The sequence below is a fragment of the Kribbella sindirgiensis genome, from assembly GCF_004331435.1.
Classification (GTDB): domain Bacteria; phylum Actinomycetota; class Actinomycetes; order Propionibacteriales; family Kribbellaceae; genus Kribbella; species Kribbella sindirgiensis.
On sequence record NZ_SJKA01000018.1, the window covers coordinates 20,720 to 35,936 of the forward strand.

The window sequence follows — 15,217 nt, forward strand, 5'->3', positions numbered from 1 at the left end:
ATGCCGGATTCTTTCCGGAGATCTGGGGTGGCGGAGCTACTGCACGGAGCGGACGGCGGCTGATGGGTCGAGGCCGGGGCCCTGGGGGAGGCGGCTGGCCAGTTCGGCGCGGATCTTGACGGGCGTGACGTTCTCGTAGCCCAGGACCTTGAGGACGTCGGGGTTGGCGAGGGAGTACGCGCGGCCCAGGTCGGTGACGATCGCGATGGTCCCGGCCGGGGCGCGGTCGGTTGGCATCACCTCGATCACCGCCGCGGTCCCGGGCGGAACGAGCACTCGGTCGGCGAGCGCCGTACCCATCGGGCCGCGGTGCGCGGTGACCGTGGCCGGGTCCCGCGCAGGCAGCTCCGGATCGATCGAGATCGACGGTACGCCGCCGCCCGCCGGGAAGGTCGCGCAGACGGTACCTTGGCCGTCGCGGGGCGCGACGAAAGTGGGCCGGGAGCGCGGCGCCTGCCCCGGGTCGGTGTCCGCGGGCGGCGGCTCGGCCTGGCCGATGGACAGCAGGCCGATCTCGATCGGGCGCGGCGCCTTACCGCCGTACGCCGCCTTCATCGGCCGGTAGGCGAGCTGGATGTCGAGCTGCAACTCCGTGATCGGGATCGGTTTGTCCTTGCCGGCGAGGTAGTACTGCACACCGCCGCCGGGCGTCTTCACCACCAACAGCTGTCCGATCAGGGTGCGCGGCCGGTCCGGGATCGCCCGGGACGGCTGCCCGATCCCGGCGGGTTTGATCGGCGCGATCCGTTGTCCGTCCGGGAGCGCGGCGACGAAGGCCTCACCGACCCGGGCCCACGGCACGGACCTCAGCGCCAGCCCGATGATCGCGGCATCGGACTTCTCGATCTTGTGCCGGTACCCCTTGGTGATCAGGTACCAGTCGCCGGTCTCGATCACCTCCACGAGCATGGCGTCGTCGACCATTGTCTGCCCGGAGGCCGGCTGCCGGCCGACCATCAGCACGGATTCACTCGTCGGGGCGCCGGCCTGGTCGACGGCCGGCTGCGAGCAGAACGTCCAGGCGCCGGTCAGCAGCCGGTCCTTCGACGGCAGCGCGTCGGGCGCGTCGACGATACCGATCTGCGGACCACGCGGCACCGCCCGCAACGACTTCCGCGACACCCGCCTGGTGTCGGAATGCTTGCCTAAGGCAAGGAGTGCTGAGGCGTAGTTGGTGACCGGACGCAGATGGCCGTCGACGTACACATAGCGGGTCCCGGTCTCCTTCTCGACGATGACGGCGTCGCCGTTCGCCCAGGCTTTGCTGCCACCCGGGACGACCAGGCCGTACACCCAGACACCGGCGAGCGCGACGATCGCGAGCGCCACGCTGCCGAAGGCCGCGGTGGTCGGTCGCCGGAACGGTGGTTGCTCGGGGTCCGACTCGCGGGTGACGAGCGCGGACACCATCCGCTGAACCGAGAACTGGTGGGACTGCAGTTGGTCCTTCCGCGTCGCCACGTCAGCCCCCGAGCCCGCGTACGACGCCGTACAGACCGAGCACGGCGCAGGCGACCGGAATGAGCGCGAGCATCAGCAGTACTTCGACAATCTCAGCGTACCGGCTGATGTAGGGGCTGGGTGTTCTGGTGCTGTAGCGCAGTCCGAGAAACACAGCTGCTGCAGCGGTAACGATGACCAGCGGAACGACTACCGTCATCGGGTCCGAGTACTCGCGGCTCAGCGGGTAGAGGACCAGGCCCGCGGCGCCAACGAGTCCAGGTGTGAGGAGCATGAGCCGTTGCTTGACCACTGGATAGAGCCGGGAGCGGATCAAGCAGCCCACGGTGAGGAGCGCGGCGAGGATCGTGGCCGCGCGGCTGTCCGATCGCAACAGGTAGATCAGGCAGACCGACTCGGTCATCATCAATCCGCCCAGCATCCCGGTGACCAGTCCGTCGGCCCGGACGACCGCGCCGTACACCTGGTGACGCGGCGGCAGCGGATCGTCGCGGACGAGGTCCGCGGTCGTCCGCGGCAGGACCGGCATCGGCAACCGGCCGATCCTGATCGCGAGCGGCGCCAGCAACGGCGACAGGCCGAATGCGGCCGAACCGACGATGGCGGAGACGTCCGCGGCATCGGGAGAACCTGCCGTACCGATCCAGCCGCCGATCGCCCCGAGTACGCCGGCACAGATCGCGGCGGCGAAGAAGGACGCACCGTCGACCACTCCGACGTAGCAGGCGACGGCGGCGAGCAGAACGGCAGCCGAGCCTGCAAGTACCTGTGGCGCTCCGATCGCGGGCGAGGCGTGGTCGCCTGCGAAGAGCAGCCCGCCGCCGCAGGCCGCGGAAACGATCGCCTGGCCTCCGATGATCGCGCCCGCGCCGGCGTCCCCGACCACTCTGGCCAGCACGATGGCTGCCGCGACGAGCAGCAGTGTCAGCAACAGCAGCTGACCAGCCGGCTCCGACCACGGCGCGCCCGGCCGGAGCATCGTCACTCCTGCGATCGAAACGCCGATCGAGGCAACCAGCAGACCCGCCGCTCGCGTGTGCCAGGCACTCCAGGCCGAGCCGAGCCGCCCGGACCCGCGGGCGACCGCGTCGACCAGATCGTCGTACTCCAGCTCCGGCCAGTCGATCTCGCGCCGGACCAGGTACAGGATCTCGCCGTCCTTGATCCGATGCGAACCGAGGCTGCGTCCGAGTGTCAGGCCGGCGCCGTCGAACCGGCGCAGCACCCAGCCGCCGTCCGGTACACCGTCGTCGGCCAGGTGCTCCCCCGCTTTGGCGAGCAGACCGGGCAGGATCTCGGCGACCGAGGACTGCTCCGGCAGCGCGAGATCGAGGCGCCGTTGCGGAGTGGCGACGGTGACCCGCACCAGACCAGTGATGTTCATCGGATCCATTCCTCCTGCGGACATTGACGACCTGGTCCAACCCTCCGGCCGGCGACCGGCCGACGGTGTTCCGCGACAGCTTCCTGCCGTTGCCCGTACTGCGATCCGCGGTCGCCTAGCTTGGCGGCACGGCGAGATTGAGGAGCGCATTCGTGACAAGCAACGGTGAGCTGCTGATCCCGGTCGGGCACGACCTCGGTGTGCTCTATCCGGACAGCGAGTCGAACCAGCACCGGCAGCAGGTCCGGCTGGGGGTCGAGGTGATGGAACTCGAGGACGAGGACTTCGCGGTCTGGCTGCTCGCGCACGGGACCGACGGCGACGACCGGCCGACCGCGGAATCCTTGGCGGCGCAGGGCGAGAACCTGGGCCTGCACGGCGTACGGTCCGCGATCGAGAGGTTCCGCGCCGACGGGCTCCTGGTCGCCGTGGACCCGGCCGCCGACGAGGCCGTCGAGTTCGCACGCGAGCATCAGCTGTTCCCGCTGTTGCACGGGCTCGGGCCCGATCCGGAAGAGCCGTGGCTGCAGTCGATCGGCCTGATGAATCAGCCACTGGTGCAGGCGTCGACTGCCTTGTACGACGTGTGGGCCTGGGCGCAACTGGCGCCGGAACTGTGGACCGGATGCCAGGACGCGGCGGCGGTCGCTCAACAGGTCGGCGTCACGAATCCCGAGGAGATCGAGCCTCGCCAGGTCCTCACCGGTGTCCTCGCCCAGATCCACGGGCTGCTGAGCGTTCGGGCAGCCTACTTCGACCGCCGGAGGATCCGATGACGGCAGTACTGTTTCCGGTCGGCCACTACAACGGGATCCGGCCCGGTCCGGACGAGGAATCCGAGCCGTCGCACGTGATTCGGATCGGATGGAAGCAGCACCGGCTCGACGACGACGCGTTCGCGGCCTGGGTGTTGTCGCATGGGCTGCCAGGAACCGGGAAGGGACAGTGGACGGAGGCGGACGTCGTCGAGCAGGCTGAGCTGGCCGGCCTGTCGGATGCACCGGAGCACCTCGAGAAGCTGGTCACCGACGGACTGGTGATCCGCATCCCGGACGATCCCGCACCGGCCACGTGGTTCGCGCAGACCTATCGGATGGACGTGATGTTCGTCGGTCTGGGCAACGCACCGGATCGGCTCGACGGGTACGGCGTCGGGATTCCCGGGATCGGGGTAGCCGCGATCCTGGATCCGGATTGTTACGAGCTGTGGCAGTGGGGGTCGGTGGCGCGGACGTTGTGGGACAGCTGTCAGGTGCGGGCGACGGTGACGGCCGAGCCATCCTGGCGGCCTGATCCGGAGGCCGCGCTGGTCGAGATTCTCGGGGATCTGCGGTTCTTGCTGGCGCATGGATGCGCGTACCTGGACGTTGCGGGATGACAAGATGACCTTGATGGCTGAGATCTCCCCCGATGCGCTGGTGCCGCGGGCCACCGGGCCGGTGGCCACGGTGTACCTGCTGGCGCCTCCCGGCGGGCGGACGGTCGCGGTGAAGGTCTACCCGCAGCCACTGGATCGGCGGACCTACAACGGGATCGAGGTCGAGCAGGCGAAGCTGGCCCAGTTGCGGTCGGCGCCGTCGATCGTCCGGGTGGAGTCGCTGGACGACCTGCCGGACGGGCGGACCGCGCTGCGGATGGAGTTCTGCCCGCAGGCGTTGCCGGATCTGGTCGCAGGAGGTCCGCTGCCGATCGGGGACGTCATCGTCCTCGGGCAGATCCTGAGCTCGGTGCTGACCGAGGCGCACGACGCCGGACTGGTGCACGGCGGGGTGACGCCCGCGAACGTACTCGAACGGTCCAGCGGGCAGCCCGCGCTGTCGGACTTCGGGCTCGCGCTCCGGTTGCGGTTTCCGCGCGACCTGATGGGCGATGCGGCGTACACGGCTCCGGAGGTACTGCGGGAAGGTGAACTGTCCGAGGCGGCCGACGTGTACGGGCTGGGCGCCGTACTGTATCTGGCCCTGACCGGGCGGCCGCCGTTCCCGGCGCGGACCGGTGAACCGCCGGACGGCGTCGTACTGCGGGTCCTGCGGGAACCGCCCACGGAGGTGACCGGCCGGGACGTACCGCCGGCGTTGTCGGCGCTGCTGCAGCGAATGCTGGCCAAGGAACCGGACGCCCGTCCGGAGGCGGCGACCGTGCTCGGCGAGTTCGAGGCGTTGCTGGCCGGGGCGGGGGCCGTGCCGGAGGACGATCTGGACTTCGACGACTTCCGCGACGAACTGGCCGCTGGTCGGAGCGTTCCGCTGGCCGTCGTCGAGGCACCGAAGAAGAAGCCGGCCAAGCAGAAGCCGGACAAGGTCAAGCCTGCGCCCGGAAAGTCGCGGAAACCGTTGCTGATCGGCGCCGGCGCCGCGGTCGCGCTGGTGGCCGTCGTACCGGTCGTGTTTCGCCCGGGCGGCGACGACCCGGCCGATCGGGTGGCCGCACCACCGCCCGCCGTCAGTACGCCGGCCCCGACGCCGACCGCCCCGAAACAGGCCACGATCAAGCTCAACCCGCCTGTGGACAAGGGCACTTCGGTCGTCCTGACCTGGTCGGGCCCGCCGCGGCTGACGTACGCCGTGATCGTCGCGGAGCAGGGCGCCAAACAGCCGCAGACGACGCTGCGCGGCGAGATGACTTCGCTGACTGTGCAGGTCAGCAGCGGCCTGAAGTACTGCTTCCTTGTCCAGGGCACCGATGGTGTCGACAAGTTCGAAAGCGCCCCGCGGGCCATCCGCGGTGCGACCTGCAGTGGCTGACGCTGGACGGACTGTGGACCGGTTCTGGACCCCGATCGCCTAGTCTGAGTCCGTGAGGCCGATCCCGTTCCGCCCCCGGCGGATCACCGAACTGCTCCGCAGGCGTGGCCGCTCCGAGGCCACACTGGCCGCGGTGGTGGCCGGTTGCGTGGCGCTGATGAGCGTGGTCGTGCTGACCGGCGCCGGCGCCCCGGACAGCGGTGTGAAGTTCACACAGTCCGGTCACTGGGTCTACAACAGCGTGGTCGGACGGATCTTCCACCTGGACGGCGCGACCGGCAAGGTGGATGCGGACACCGAGGTGAAGACCGCGACACCGGGTGCGCAGGTCGTCCAGACCGACAAGCAGGGGTACGTGCTGTCCCGGTCGCGGATCGACCAGTTCGGCAAGTCCGACCTGACGGTCCTGGACCCGGTGCAGCCGCCGGCGACGAACGAGCAGCCGGTCGGCCTCGAGGCGGCCGGTGCGGCGTTCGCCGTGTACAAGCAGGCCGGGCGAGTCGTGCGGTTCGGCGACAAGGAGACGATCGCCTTTCCGGCCGGGCCGCTCGGCGACCCGATCGTGACGTCGGACGGAACGCTGTGGGTGCACCGCGTCGGCGAGGGCGACCTCTGCCGGCTGCCGATGAGCGCCGACCGGATGTCCTGTCCCGCGACGACTCCCAAGGGACACAAGGGCGCGCTCACCGCGGTCGGTGCGAACGCGGTGTTCGTCGACCTGACCGCGCGGCAGGTGTACACGCTGAACGCCGGCGGGATGGACACGGGCCCCGATCTGGGCGACATCGACGTACCCGACGACGCGCTCGTCGCGGGCAACGACGTCGACGGCCGGCTGGCGATCGTCGATCGGGCCCACAACCGGCTGCACCTGGTCGACATCACGCACCCGGACAAGCCCGAGGCGCCGATCAGCACACCGCTCCCGAAGGGGACCTTCGACAAGGTCGCGTCATCCGGCGACGGGATCGCGCTGCTGGACCGGAAGAACTCCCACCTGATCACCCTCGGCCGCGACGGCAAGCAGGTCGCCGAGGCGAAGATCCCGACCCGCCCGGCCGACGGGCGCGAGAAGCCCGAGCCGAACCTGTACCGCGGCGACGACTCCCGGGTGTACGTCGAGAACGGGATCGGCGACCGCGTCGTCGTGGTCGACCGCGACGGCGAGACCGAGTCCGTGGACATCGGCACCGGGGACGACCGCGGCGACAAACCCAGCCCCAAGAACACGGGTAAGCCGACCATCACGCCACCGGTCAAACCCGAGACCAAGGTTCCGCCGAAGACCATTCCGCCGAAGACGACGCCGCCGAGCACTCCGCCCAGTACTCCCCCGAGTACGCACAAGCCGGAGAAGCCGCGGCGGACCACGCCGACGAATCGGCCCGGCAACGAGCACACGCCGGACAAGCCGGATCCCGGCAAGACGAAGACGCCACCACCCACCCGCAAGATCATCCCGCCGGTCCCGCCGCCGGTGAAGCCGGGACGTCCCGGTGCGGCGCTGAACGTGGCAGCCCGGATCATGGACGGCGGCGCGGTTGTCTCGTGGGGTGCGGCCGCGGCACATGGCGCGACGATCACGTCGTACAGGCTGAGCTGGACCGGCGGATCGACGACGGTCAGCGGGGCGGCGCGGTCCGCGCTGATCCCGAGCCTGAAGACGAAAACGCCGTACTACTTCACGATCTACGCGGTGAACAGCGCCGGCAACGGTCCCGCGGTGAAGTCGAACCGGGTCGAACTGAAGTGGAACCCGGCCGAGTCACCGCGCGAACTCCTGGTGCGGAACGACGGTACGAGCGGGTCGCTGACGCTGGAGTGGATGCAGCCGACGATGGGCGACGGCACGTTCCTGCGGTACGAGGTGTCGATCGGGTCGAGGACCGCGCCGGTCCGGGTGCGGTCGACCACCACCACCGCGACGATCAGCGGATTGACCGACGGGAAGTACTCCGACTTCTACGTCCGCGCGATCACGAAGGCGTCGGACGGGCAGGAGGTGGTCGGCAAGTACACCAGCCTGAAGGCGACCTCGGTCGGCAAGGAACAGCCCACCAAACGGGTCGTGGCCTCGCGGGGCGACGGTACGACGTACGGCGACGACTGTCAGCACCCCGAGTGCGCGTACGTCCAGGTCCGGATCGAGAACCTGACACCGGACACGACGTACAGCATCAAGCCGTACACGTCCGAGTGGGGCAACTTCAACCCCGGCTACAGCACCAAGACCGACTCCAAGGGCCAACTCCTCGTCCCCGACCAGTTCCCCTGCAGCGCCGTAGGCCAACTCACCTGGGTCACCGTCACAGGCCCCGAAGGCACCTACACCTCGAACAAGTTCTTCTGGAAATCCGACAACTGACCGAACCGCGGCGTGCGGTGTTTACGGTTCGGCGTCTCTCCGTTAGTTCTTGATGGCGAGGGCTGCGGCGATCAGGTGTTGGTAGTCGGTGAGGTCGTCGGGGGCTTCTGGGTTGCGCCAGGTGGCGGCGGGGACGATGCCGGGGTCGAGGACGGTGAAGCCTTCGCCGAAGAGGGCGAGGATCTGTTCGTCGGTGCGCCAGCGGCCGCGGCCCAGGGAGCCTTGCAGGACCTGCTCCAGTTCCTGGCTGCGGGGGTCGTTCTCGCTGCGGAAGTGGCTGATGAAGACGTGGCTGCCGGAGGCGATCCGGTCCTTCCAGAAGCGGACGATGCCGGCCGGGTCCTCGTCGTCGTTCACATGGTGCAGGGTGGCGCTGAAGATCACGCCGACGGGGCGGTCGAAGTCGATCAGCCGCACGGTCTCGGGGTGCTCGATGATCGCCTTCGGTTCCCGCAGGTCGGCCTGGATGACCGTGGTGTTGTCGTTCTCGGCGAGCAGGGCGCGGCCGTGTGCGAGCACGATCGGGTCGTTGTCGACGTACACGACCTTCGAGTCCGGCGCGTACCGCTGGGCGACCTGGTGCACGTTGTCCGCGGTCGGCAGGCCGCTGCCGAGGTCGATGAACTGCCGGACCGGCGTCGTCCGGACCAGCTCGCGGACCGCGCGGATCAAGGCGCCGCGGTTGTCGTAGGCGATCACCCGGGATCCGGGCAGTTCGTTGATGAACCGGTCCCCGAACGCGCGGTCGACGGCGAAGTTGTCCTTGCCGCCGAGCAGGTAGTCGTAGGTGCGCGCGATACTCGGCCTGGTCGTGTCGAAGCCCGGGAACGGCGAGTCCGTCACGTGCTTGTCTGCATCGGCCATCGAGCGGAATCCTTCCTGTCGCGACAGATGTCACTCTATGCGACCCGGAAACTACCGCGCTCCTGGCCCCGGCAAGTCCCGGCCGACGCTAACGGGTGAACAGTGTTCGCAGCTCGAGCGACGCCTGGAACCGGTCGACCCACGGACGTCCGCGCAACGCCTTCCGCAGCTCGCGAACCCCGGTCCACGCGTCGTTCTGCACCTCCGGCGTCGTCGCTCCCCCTGACCACAGCGCGTGATCGACGGCCTGCGCGACCCGCGTCAGCCCGCCCGCGGTCTCCGGCAGCTCCTTCGCCGCTTCAGCGAGATCCCGCACCGTCATCCCGGCAGTCACAGGTACGCCGTGCGCCCGCAGCCGATCTCGCGCTTCGGCCCAGGCCCCGACCACGGCCGCGCTCCCGCCCCGCCGCCGGCGTTGCGCCGACCGGACAAGCTTCAGCAGCGGTACGCCGACCAGCCACAGCAGCAACAATCCCGCCGACACCGCGAACACGGCGGTCAGCGAGATCGGCGGCAGGATCGGCCGGCCCGTGTCGCCGTCCCGGTCGGTCTGCGGCGGGACCTCCGGGTCCTTGATCTTCTCCACCGGCGGTACGGCGGCCCGCGCTTGGCTGGTGATGTCGTCGATCGAACCAGCGACTGTGGTCTTCCCGGTGGCGGCGTCCTCGGCCGGATCCAACGGCCACCAACCAAGGCCGTCGACTGCTACCTCAGGCCAGGCAAACGCGTCGGAGTTCCGCACGGTGTAGTACCCGTCCGCCTCAGGTTTCGCGGGCGCGCGGAACCCGACCACCAACCGCGCCGGAATCCCGTTCAGCCGAGCGAGTACGACGTACGCCGCGGCGAACTGCGCGCTCGTTCCCGGCTGCTTGGTCTCGGCCTGCGCCCCGCCCGGCTTCTCGTCGAGGAGGAAACTCTTCAGCTGCGGCCACCCGTACCCGGTCGGCAGGTTCTCGCCGACCGCCAGCGTGTAGTGCTGCCGCAGGTACTTCTCCAGCGCGATCGCCGTCGCGAACGTCGCCCGCTTCCCCCGCAGCGGATCGATCGACGCGATCTCCGGCGGCACCGGAGGCAGGTCGCTCAAGCGGTTCATCACGTCGCCGTCGATCCCCGCGTCCAGCAGGTACTGCGCATCGATGTCCGGTTTCCGCCACGTCAGCTGGTAGTCGTCCGGCCGGCCCGACGCCATCAGCGTCCCGCCGATCGGCTCCACCTGCGGATCCGTCACGCCGCTGACCGTTGCCGGCAGCAACTGGCTGGGCAGCCACGGCCCGTCGAGGTCCTCGAGTTGCACGCTCGCCGACTCCAGCGACGTCGGCACGGTGACGTCCGAACCCACCTCGGACCCCATCCGCAGGAACGGGTGATCGGTCGTCCAGTTCGCCCCGTCGAAGTCGTCGAGCGCGACCTGCCGCCAGCGATCGACCGGCGTCGACGCCGTGTACTTGAAGACCACCTCGTCGCGTTCCCGCGCACTCAACCGGCTGGCGAGCTCGTCCAGCGGACTCGTCTGCCGTACGCCGGGCGCCGTCGCAGACTGCACCTTCTGCAGCGAGTACGGCGTACGCCCGGCGGGATCGATCGTGCTCACGACGAGCCCGCACACGATCGCGGCGACGGTCACGACCCCGGTCGCGACCCAGGGCGCGATCCGCCGGTACTCGAGGTTGTCCGGAATCAGCAGCGCCACCACGATCAGCCCGAGCGCGGCCGCGATCAGTACGGCGCTCCACCCGTCGGCCGCGATGTACAACTGGCTCGCACCGATGACCCCGAGCCCGGGAACCAAGGCGACCAGCGGCGGCGTACGGTCGAGCAGCTCGATCGCGAGCAGGCAGGCGATCAGCGTCAGCAGCGGCACGAAGACCACGAGTTCGGGATCCGGCCGCGCCGGCCAGGTCGACTCCAACGTCAACCGCCAGCCGGTCAGCCCGTCGCCGAGCGCGCGGATCGACGCCGCCGTCGGCAATCCGGCGACAGTAGTTGCCCGTAGCACCGTTTCGGTCACGGCCAGCAGACCACCGAGCACGATCAGGATCGGCCGCCACGCCGCGAGCCAGTGCCGGCAGATCTCCGTGACGACGAAGGTGATCAGACACACCGCTCCCACCGGCAGCCACAGGTTGCGCAGCCCGAACACCGGCCCGAAGCACAGTCCTCCGACGAGGACAGCGGCGAGCACCGCGATCGTCTGCCGGCGGCTCATCGCAGGACTCCTGTCCACTGCTGCAACGCTTCCTGGGCGGAGCCGCCGAGGACGACCTGCGCGCTGAGGATCGGCGCGACACCTTGCGCCTCGCCGAGGCCGATCACCGTCACCGACGAGTACCGGCTGAGCAGCGGCGCGAAGTCCGCGGCGGATCCGCGCGCACCGGTGACCACGACGATCGCACCGCCCGCGGACGTTCCGGTGGTCAGCACGGGAGGCACCAGACCCGACTTGTCGTCCCGCTGCTCCACCACGCACAGCTCGTCGAGGAACATCCGGGACGCGACGGCACCGCCGGGAGCGGCGAGGTCGGCACCGGCCGTCGTCACCAACCGGCAGCGGTGACCCGCCGTGGACGCGGCGAACAGGATCGAGGCCGCCACCTCGGTCGCCTCCTCGAACGTTGCCTCGGGCAATGGTTCGCGCCGGGTGTCGAGCAGCACGGTGAGTCGCGGCTGATCCGGATCGGCGTAGTCGCGGACCATCAACTGCCCGGTCCGCGCGGTCGCCTTCCAGTGCAGGTGGCGGACCTCGTCGCCGACGACGTACGGGCGGACGTCGCGCAGGTCGGCCGAGCCGCGCAGCGAGTCGTCCGCGGTCCGTCCGACATGGTGGTGCCGCGGCCGGCCGGCGACCACGGTCTTGGTCGGGTGCCGTCTCGGATGCACCCACAACGTCGCGACCTCGCCGGTCGCCTTGCGGTTGCTGGCCAGGCCGAGCGGGTCGCGGCGTTCGAGCGTCAGCGGCCCGACCGCGATCTTCCCGCGCCGCAAGGTCGGCAGCTCGTACCGGTACGTCGCCTCGCTGCCGGGACCGAGCCGCCGGATCTTGACCTCCTGCCGCTCGTCACCCGCCGAGTCGTGGGCGGCGAAGGCCGCCTGCCAACGAGGGCCCTCGTTCCGCACGCGTAACGTCGCCAGCGCCGGACGGCCGCGCTCGACCCGGTCCGGTGACAGCACGCGCTGCACGGTCACCTGCGGCTGCCGCACCGTCAGTACGGTCGCGGCGATCAACGCCCCGAGCCCGATCCCGGCCAGTGCGCGAAAGACGGAGTACCCGGCCAATTCACCCAGCACGTAGGCGGCGATCGACCCGAGCAGCACCGCCACCCCGCGTCCCGTGAGCCTCATCCGGCCGGCCACTTGAACGAGTTGGATCGGTACGGTCCACCGGGTCCGGTCGCCGTGACGTAGACCGTCTCCCCGACCCGGGAGTTGTGGAACTTCTTCTGCTCCAGGTAGCCGTTGCTGTCCGTGCTCAACGTGTACGCGTCGTGGATCTGCTTGCCGTTCGAGTACGCGCGGAACGTGTAGTCGGTGTCCGGTTCGAAGTTTCTGGCATGCAAGACCAGGTAATGACAGTCCTGCTCGGTACCCGCCGGGCAGTTCGAGTCCGGGCCGTCGTCGGCCTGCGGCCCGTAGCTGATCGAGAACGTCCCCGAACCCGGCGTCGCGGTGACCGTCGCGGCCACCCCGATCAGCATCTCGCCGTCCGACCCGGTCGTCACCGCGCGCACCTCGAACGTGTACGCCGTACCGTTGTCCAGCCCGCTCCACGTGTAGCTGAGCGACGTCGTCGTCTCCGGATCGCTGTCCTGACTGACGCTGTAGCTGACGAACGTTCCGCCGTTCAGGTTCGGGCGCCGCCAGGTGAGGGTGACCTCGTTGTCGCCTGGGGTCGCCTTCAAACCGGGCGGAGCCGCCGCCCGGGTCGCCTTCACCGGCGGCGGTTTCGGCTTCTGGGTCGGCTTCTGAGTGGGCTTGGTCGTCGTCGGTTTCGTGGTCGTCGGCTTGGTCGTCGTCGGCTTCGACGGCGGCGGTGTGGTCTTGCGCTCCGGCTGCTCGGTGCGCGGCGGTTGAGTCCGCTGCGGCGGCCTGGTCGTGCGCTTGTCCCCGCCGTCGGTGTTCTCCGGCTGCGGCGGCTTCTGCGTCTCCTCGGTCCGCGGCGGCGTCGAAGGCGGCGTCGAGGGTGGCGGGACGGTCTCTTTCGGCCGCGGCGGCTGGGACTTCTCCGGCTTCTTCGCCGGTCCGACCACCTCGACCTCGGTGACCTCGCCGTCGTCGTCGACGACCATCGAGTGCTCGCCGGCCACGCTGTCGACGTACACCCGCTTGTCCGCACCGCGGAACAGCCTCGGCTCGTCCTTCTTGTCGGCCTTCGCCTTGGGCGACGGCCGCGGGATCTGCTGGAAGGACTTCTCCTTGCCGTCCGGCCCCAAGGTCACCAGCGAGCCGCTGGTCGAGTCGATCAGCGCCAGACCGTTCCCGGTGGAGGCGATCTGCGAGTACTTGCCCGATCGCACCTTCCACGCCACCGGCGCCGCCGCCTGCTGGTCCCCGGCCACCGGGGCGGCGTCGACCAGGTGCACCTCGTTGCCGGTCGGCTCGACGATCGCGATCCGGCCGTTCACGTCGTACGGCGCGACGATCGACGCCGGTGTCATCGCGACCTCGGGGACCGGCACCTTCCGGCCGAAGCCGCCGGAGTCCACCGCGCGCAGTTCGCGGGCTGTGGTGTCGACGAACACGACCTGGTCCGCCACCACGGTGAGCGCGCCGGTATGACCGCTCGGCACCTCGGCCGGGCAGGTCAGCCGATCCGCCTTGACCGGCAGCCGGCAGAGTTCGCGGCTGGTCAGCCGGTGCACCCACAGCGTCCCGTCGGCGGTGGCCACCGGCGGACCCAGCGAACCGCTGCCGGGCAACGTCATCAGGTCCTCGCCGAGCCGGGTGATCGCACCGCTGTCGCGGTAGACGGCGTACGCCGTGCCCGCCGCTTCGAGCGCGGTCGGCTGTTCCTCGGACGGCGCCTTGACCGGGTCCTCGACCTTCAGATCGGACTTGCCGAACTCGGTGATGCTGCCGCGCGCCAGCACGAAGCCCTGCTTGTCGGTCTGCACGGTCTGGACGCCCGGGCCGAGATCCGGAACCGGCAGCTCCCCGTCGACGGCCTTCGTCCCGCCGTCGATGTGGAAGACGCGGTTCAGCGTGCTGTTGTAGATCAGGTGGCCGGTCTGCAGGAACTTCATCCCATTGGTGTCCGCGCCCGCGCCGGTCACGGCGAGCGTCGTGGCCACCACGCAGACCGTGACGACGGCGGCCAGCGCCGCCCGGGAGCGCCACGCCTCCTGCCGCAGGAACTCCTTGACGTTGCCCCTGATCTGGTGCCGCATGTCAGCTCGCGGTCGCGCCGGCCGTCGGCGCCGGTACGGCGGACAGCACCTCGTCGACCACCGACGACGGCGGCCGCTGGCTCAGCTCCGCGTCCGGCGTCAGTACCAACCGGTGCGCGAGCACCGGATGCGCGACCTGCTTCACGTCGTCGGGCGTCGTGAACGCCCGGCCGTCGGTGGCGGCGAACGCGCGGGCCGCACGGACCAGGGCGATGCTGCCGCGCGGGCTGGCGCCGTACCGGACCGCGGTGTGCTCGCGGGTCGCTCCGGCCAGTTTCACGGCGTACGAACTGATCGCGGGGTCCACGTGGACCGAGCGGACGGCGGCGATCGCGTTCCGCAGCGCCGGTACGTCGATGACCGGGGTGAGCGAGTCGGGTCCGACCCGGCCGGTGTCGCCGAGCACGATCCGGACCTCGGCGTCGTGGTCGGGGTACCCGATCTCGATCCGCATCAGGAACCGGTCGAGCTGGGCCTCGGGCAACCGGTAGGTGCCCTCCATCTCGATCGGGTTCTGGGTGCCGATGACCAGGAACGGGTCCGGTACGGCGCGGGTGTTCGAGTCGACCGTGACGCGGCGCTCGGCCATCACCTCGAGCAGCGCGGACTGCGTCTTCGGCGTCCCGCGGTTGATCTCGTCGGCGACCACCACGTTCGCGAAGATGCCGCCCGGGTGGAACTCGAACGACTCGGTGCCCTGGTGGTAGACCATCACGCCGGTGATGTCGCCGGGCAGCAGGTCCGGGGTGAACTGGATCCGGTTCCAGCTCGCGTCGATACTGCGGGCGATGCACCGGGCCAGCGTCGTCTTGCCGAGCCCCGGCACGTCCTCGATCAGTAGGTGCCCCTCGGCGAACAGCGCGGTCAACGCCAGCCGGATCACCTCGGGCTTCCCGTGGATCACCTTCGCCAGGTTGTCGGCCACCAACCGATAGGCCTCACCGGGCGGAATCGTCGCACTCATGTCAGTCTCTCCCCAGGTGTACGCCGGACTGCACTGAGTGACCATACTCAGCCG

11 protein-coding genes are annotated in these 15,217 nt (G+C 69.8%); 4 read left to right on the forward strand and 7 right to left on the reverse strand.

Features of this window, described 5'->3' with window-relative positions; translation table 11 throughout:
• Positions 1–36 precede the first annotated feature (36 nt).
• Both eccB and eccD read right to left on the reverse strand, forming a co-directional pair.
• Complete coding sequence (eccB, locus tag E0H50_RS34730) at positions 37–1,461, reverse strand: type VII secretion protein EccB (RefSeq protein ID WP_131295248.1); 1,425 nt, start codon at positions 1,459–1,461, stop codon at positions 37–39.
• Between the two features lies 1 nt (position 1,462).
• Positions 1,463–2,845 carry a type VII secretion integral membrane protein EccD gene (gene eccD / locus E0H50_RS34735; RefSeq protein ID WP_131295249.1) on the reverse strand — a complete coding sequence of 461 codons (1,383 nt, stop codon included), beginning with the start codon at positions 2,843–2,845 and terminating at the stop codon, positions 1,463–1,465.
• 152 nt (positions 2,846–2,997) lie between these two features.
• On the opposite strand from eccD, the gene E0H50_RS34740 reads away from it, so the two are divergent.
• The 4 genes from E0H50_RS34740 to E0H50_RS34755 are packed head-to-tail and all read left to right on the forward strand — an operon-like array spanning position 2,998 to position 7,954.
• A complete protein-coding gene (locus tag E0H50_RS34740) occupies positions 2,998–3,621 on the forward strand; it encodes a hypothetical protein (RefSeq protein ID WP_131295250.1) in 624 nt (207 codons plus the stop codon).
• On the forward strand, positions 3,618–4,223 hold the full coding sequence (locus E0H50_RS34745) for a hypothetical protein (protein WP_131295251.1): 606 nt from the start codon (positions 3,618–3,620) through the stop codon (positions 4,221–4,223). The genes E0H50_RS34740 and E0H50_RS34745 overlap by 4 nt, the downstream gene beginning before the upstream one ends.
• Before the next feature lie 4 nt (positions 4,224–4,227).
• Positions 4,228–5,589: a serine/threonine protein kinase gene (locus tag E0H50_RS34750; RefSeq protein ID WP_165547403.1), complete on the forward strand. Its 1,362-nt coding sequence runs from the start codon at positions 4,228–4,230 to the stop codon at positions 5,587–5,589.
• 52 nt (positions 5,590–5,641) lie between these two features.
• Positions 5,642–7,954, forward strand: coding sequence for a fibronectin type III domain-containing protein (locus tag E0H50_RS34755; protein ID WP_131295253.1), 2,313 nt, complete (start codon positions 5,642–5,644; stop codon positions 7,952–7,954).
• 42 nt (positions 7,955–7,996) lie between these two features.
• On the opposite strand, the gene E0H50_RS34760 is transcribed toward E0H50_RS34755, so the two are convergent.
• The 5 genes from E0H50_RS34760 to E0H50_RS34780 form a co-directional block, all read right to left on the reverse strand.
• Positions 7,997–8,818: an SAM-dependent methyltransferase gene (locus E0H50_RS34760; protein ID WP_131295254.1), complete on the reverse strand. Its 822-nt coding sequence runs from the start codon at positions 8,816–8,818 to the stop codon at positions 7,997–7,999.
• An 88-nt stretch (positions 8,819–8,906) separates the two neighbouring features.
• Entirely contained in the window at positions 8,907–11,024 is a 2,118-nt protein-coding gene (locus E0H50_RS34765) for a transglutaminase TgpA family protein (RefSeq protein WP_131295255.1), read from the reverse strand.
• Positions 11,021–12,157: a DUF58 domain-containing protein gene (locus E0H50_RS34770; protein ID WP_131295256.1), complete on the reverse strand. Its 1,137-nt coding sequence runs from the start codon at positions 12,155–12,157 to the stop codon at positions 11,021–11,023. The genes E0H50_RS34765 and E0H50_RS34770 overlap by 4 nt, the downstream gene beginning before the upstream one ends.
• Complete coding sequence (locus E0H50_RS34775) at positions 12,154–14,199, reverse strand: fibronectin type III domain-containing protein (protein ID WP_131295257.1); 2,046 nt, start codon at positions 14,197–14,199, stop codon at positions 12,154–12,156. Before E0H50_RS34775 ends, E0H50_RS34770 begins: the two co-directional genes overlap by 4 nt.
• 1 nt (position 14,200) lies before the next feature.
• Positions 14,201–15,163, reverse strand: coding sequence for an AAA family ATPase (locus E0H50_RS34780; protein WP_131295258.1), 963 nt, complete (start codon positions 15,161–15,163; stop codon positions 14,201–14,203).
• Positions 15,164–15,217 lie beyond the last annotated feature (54 nt).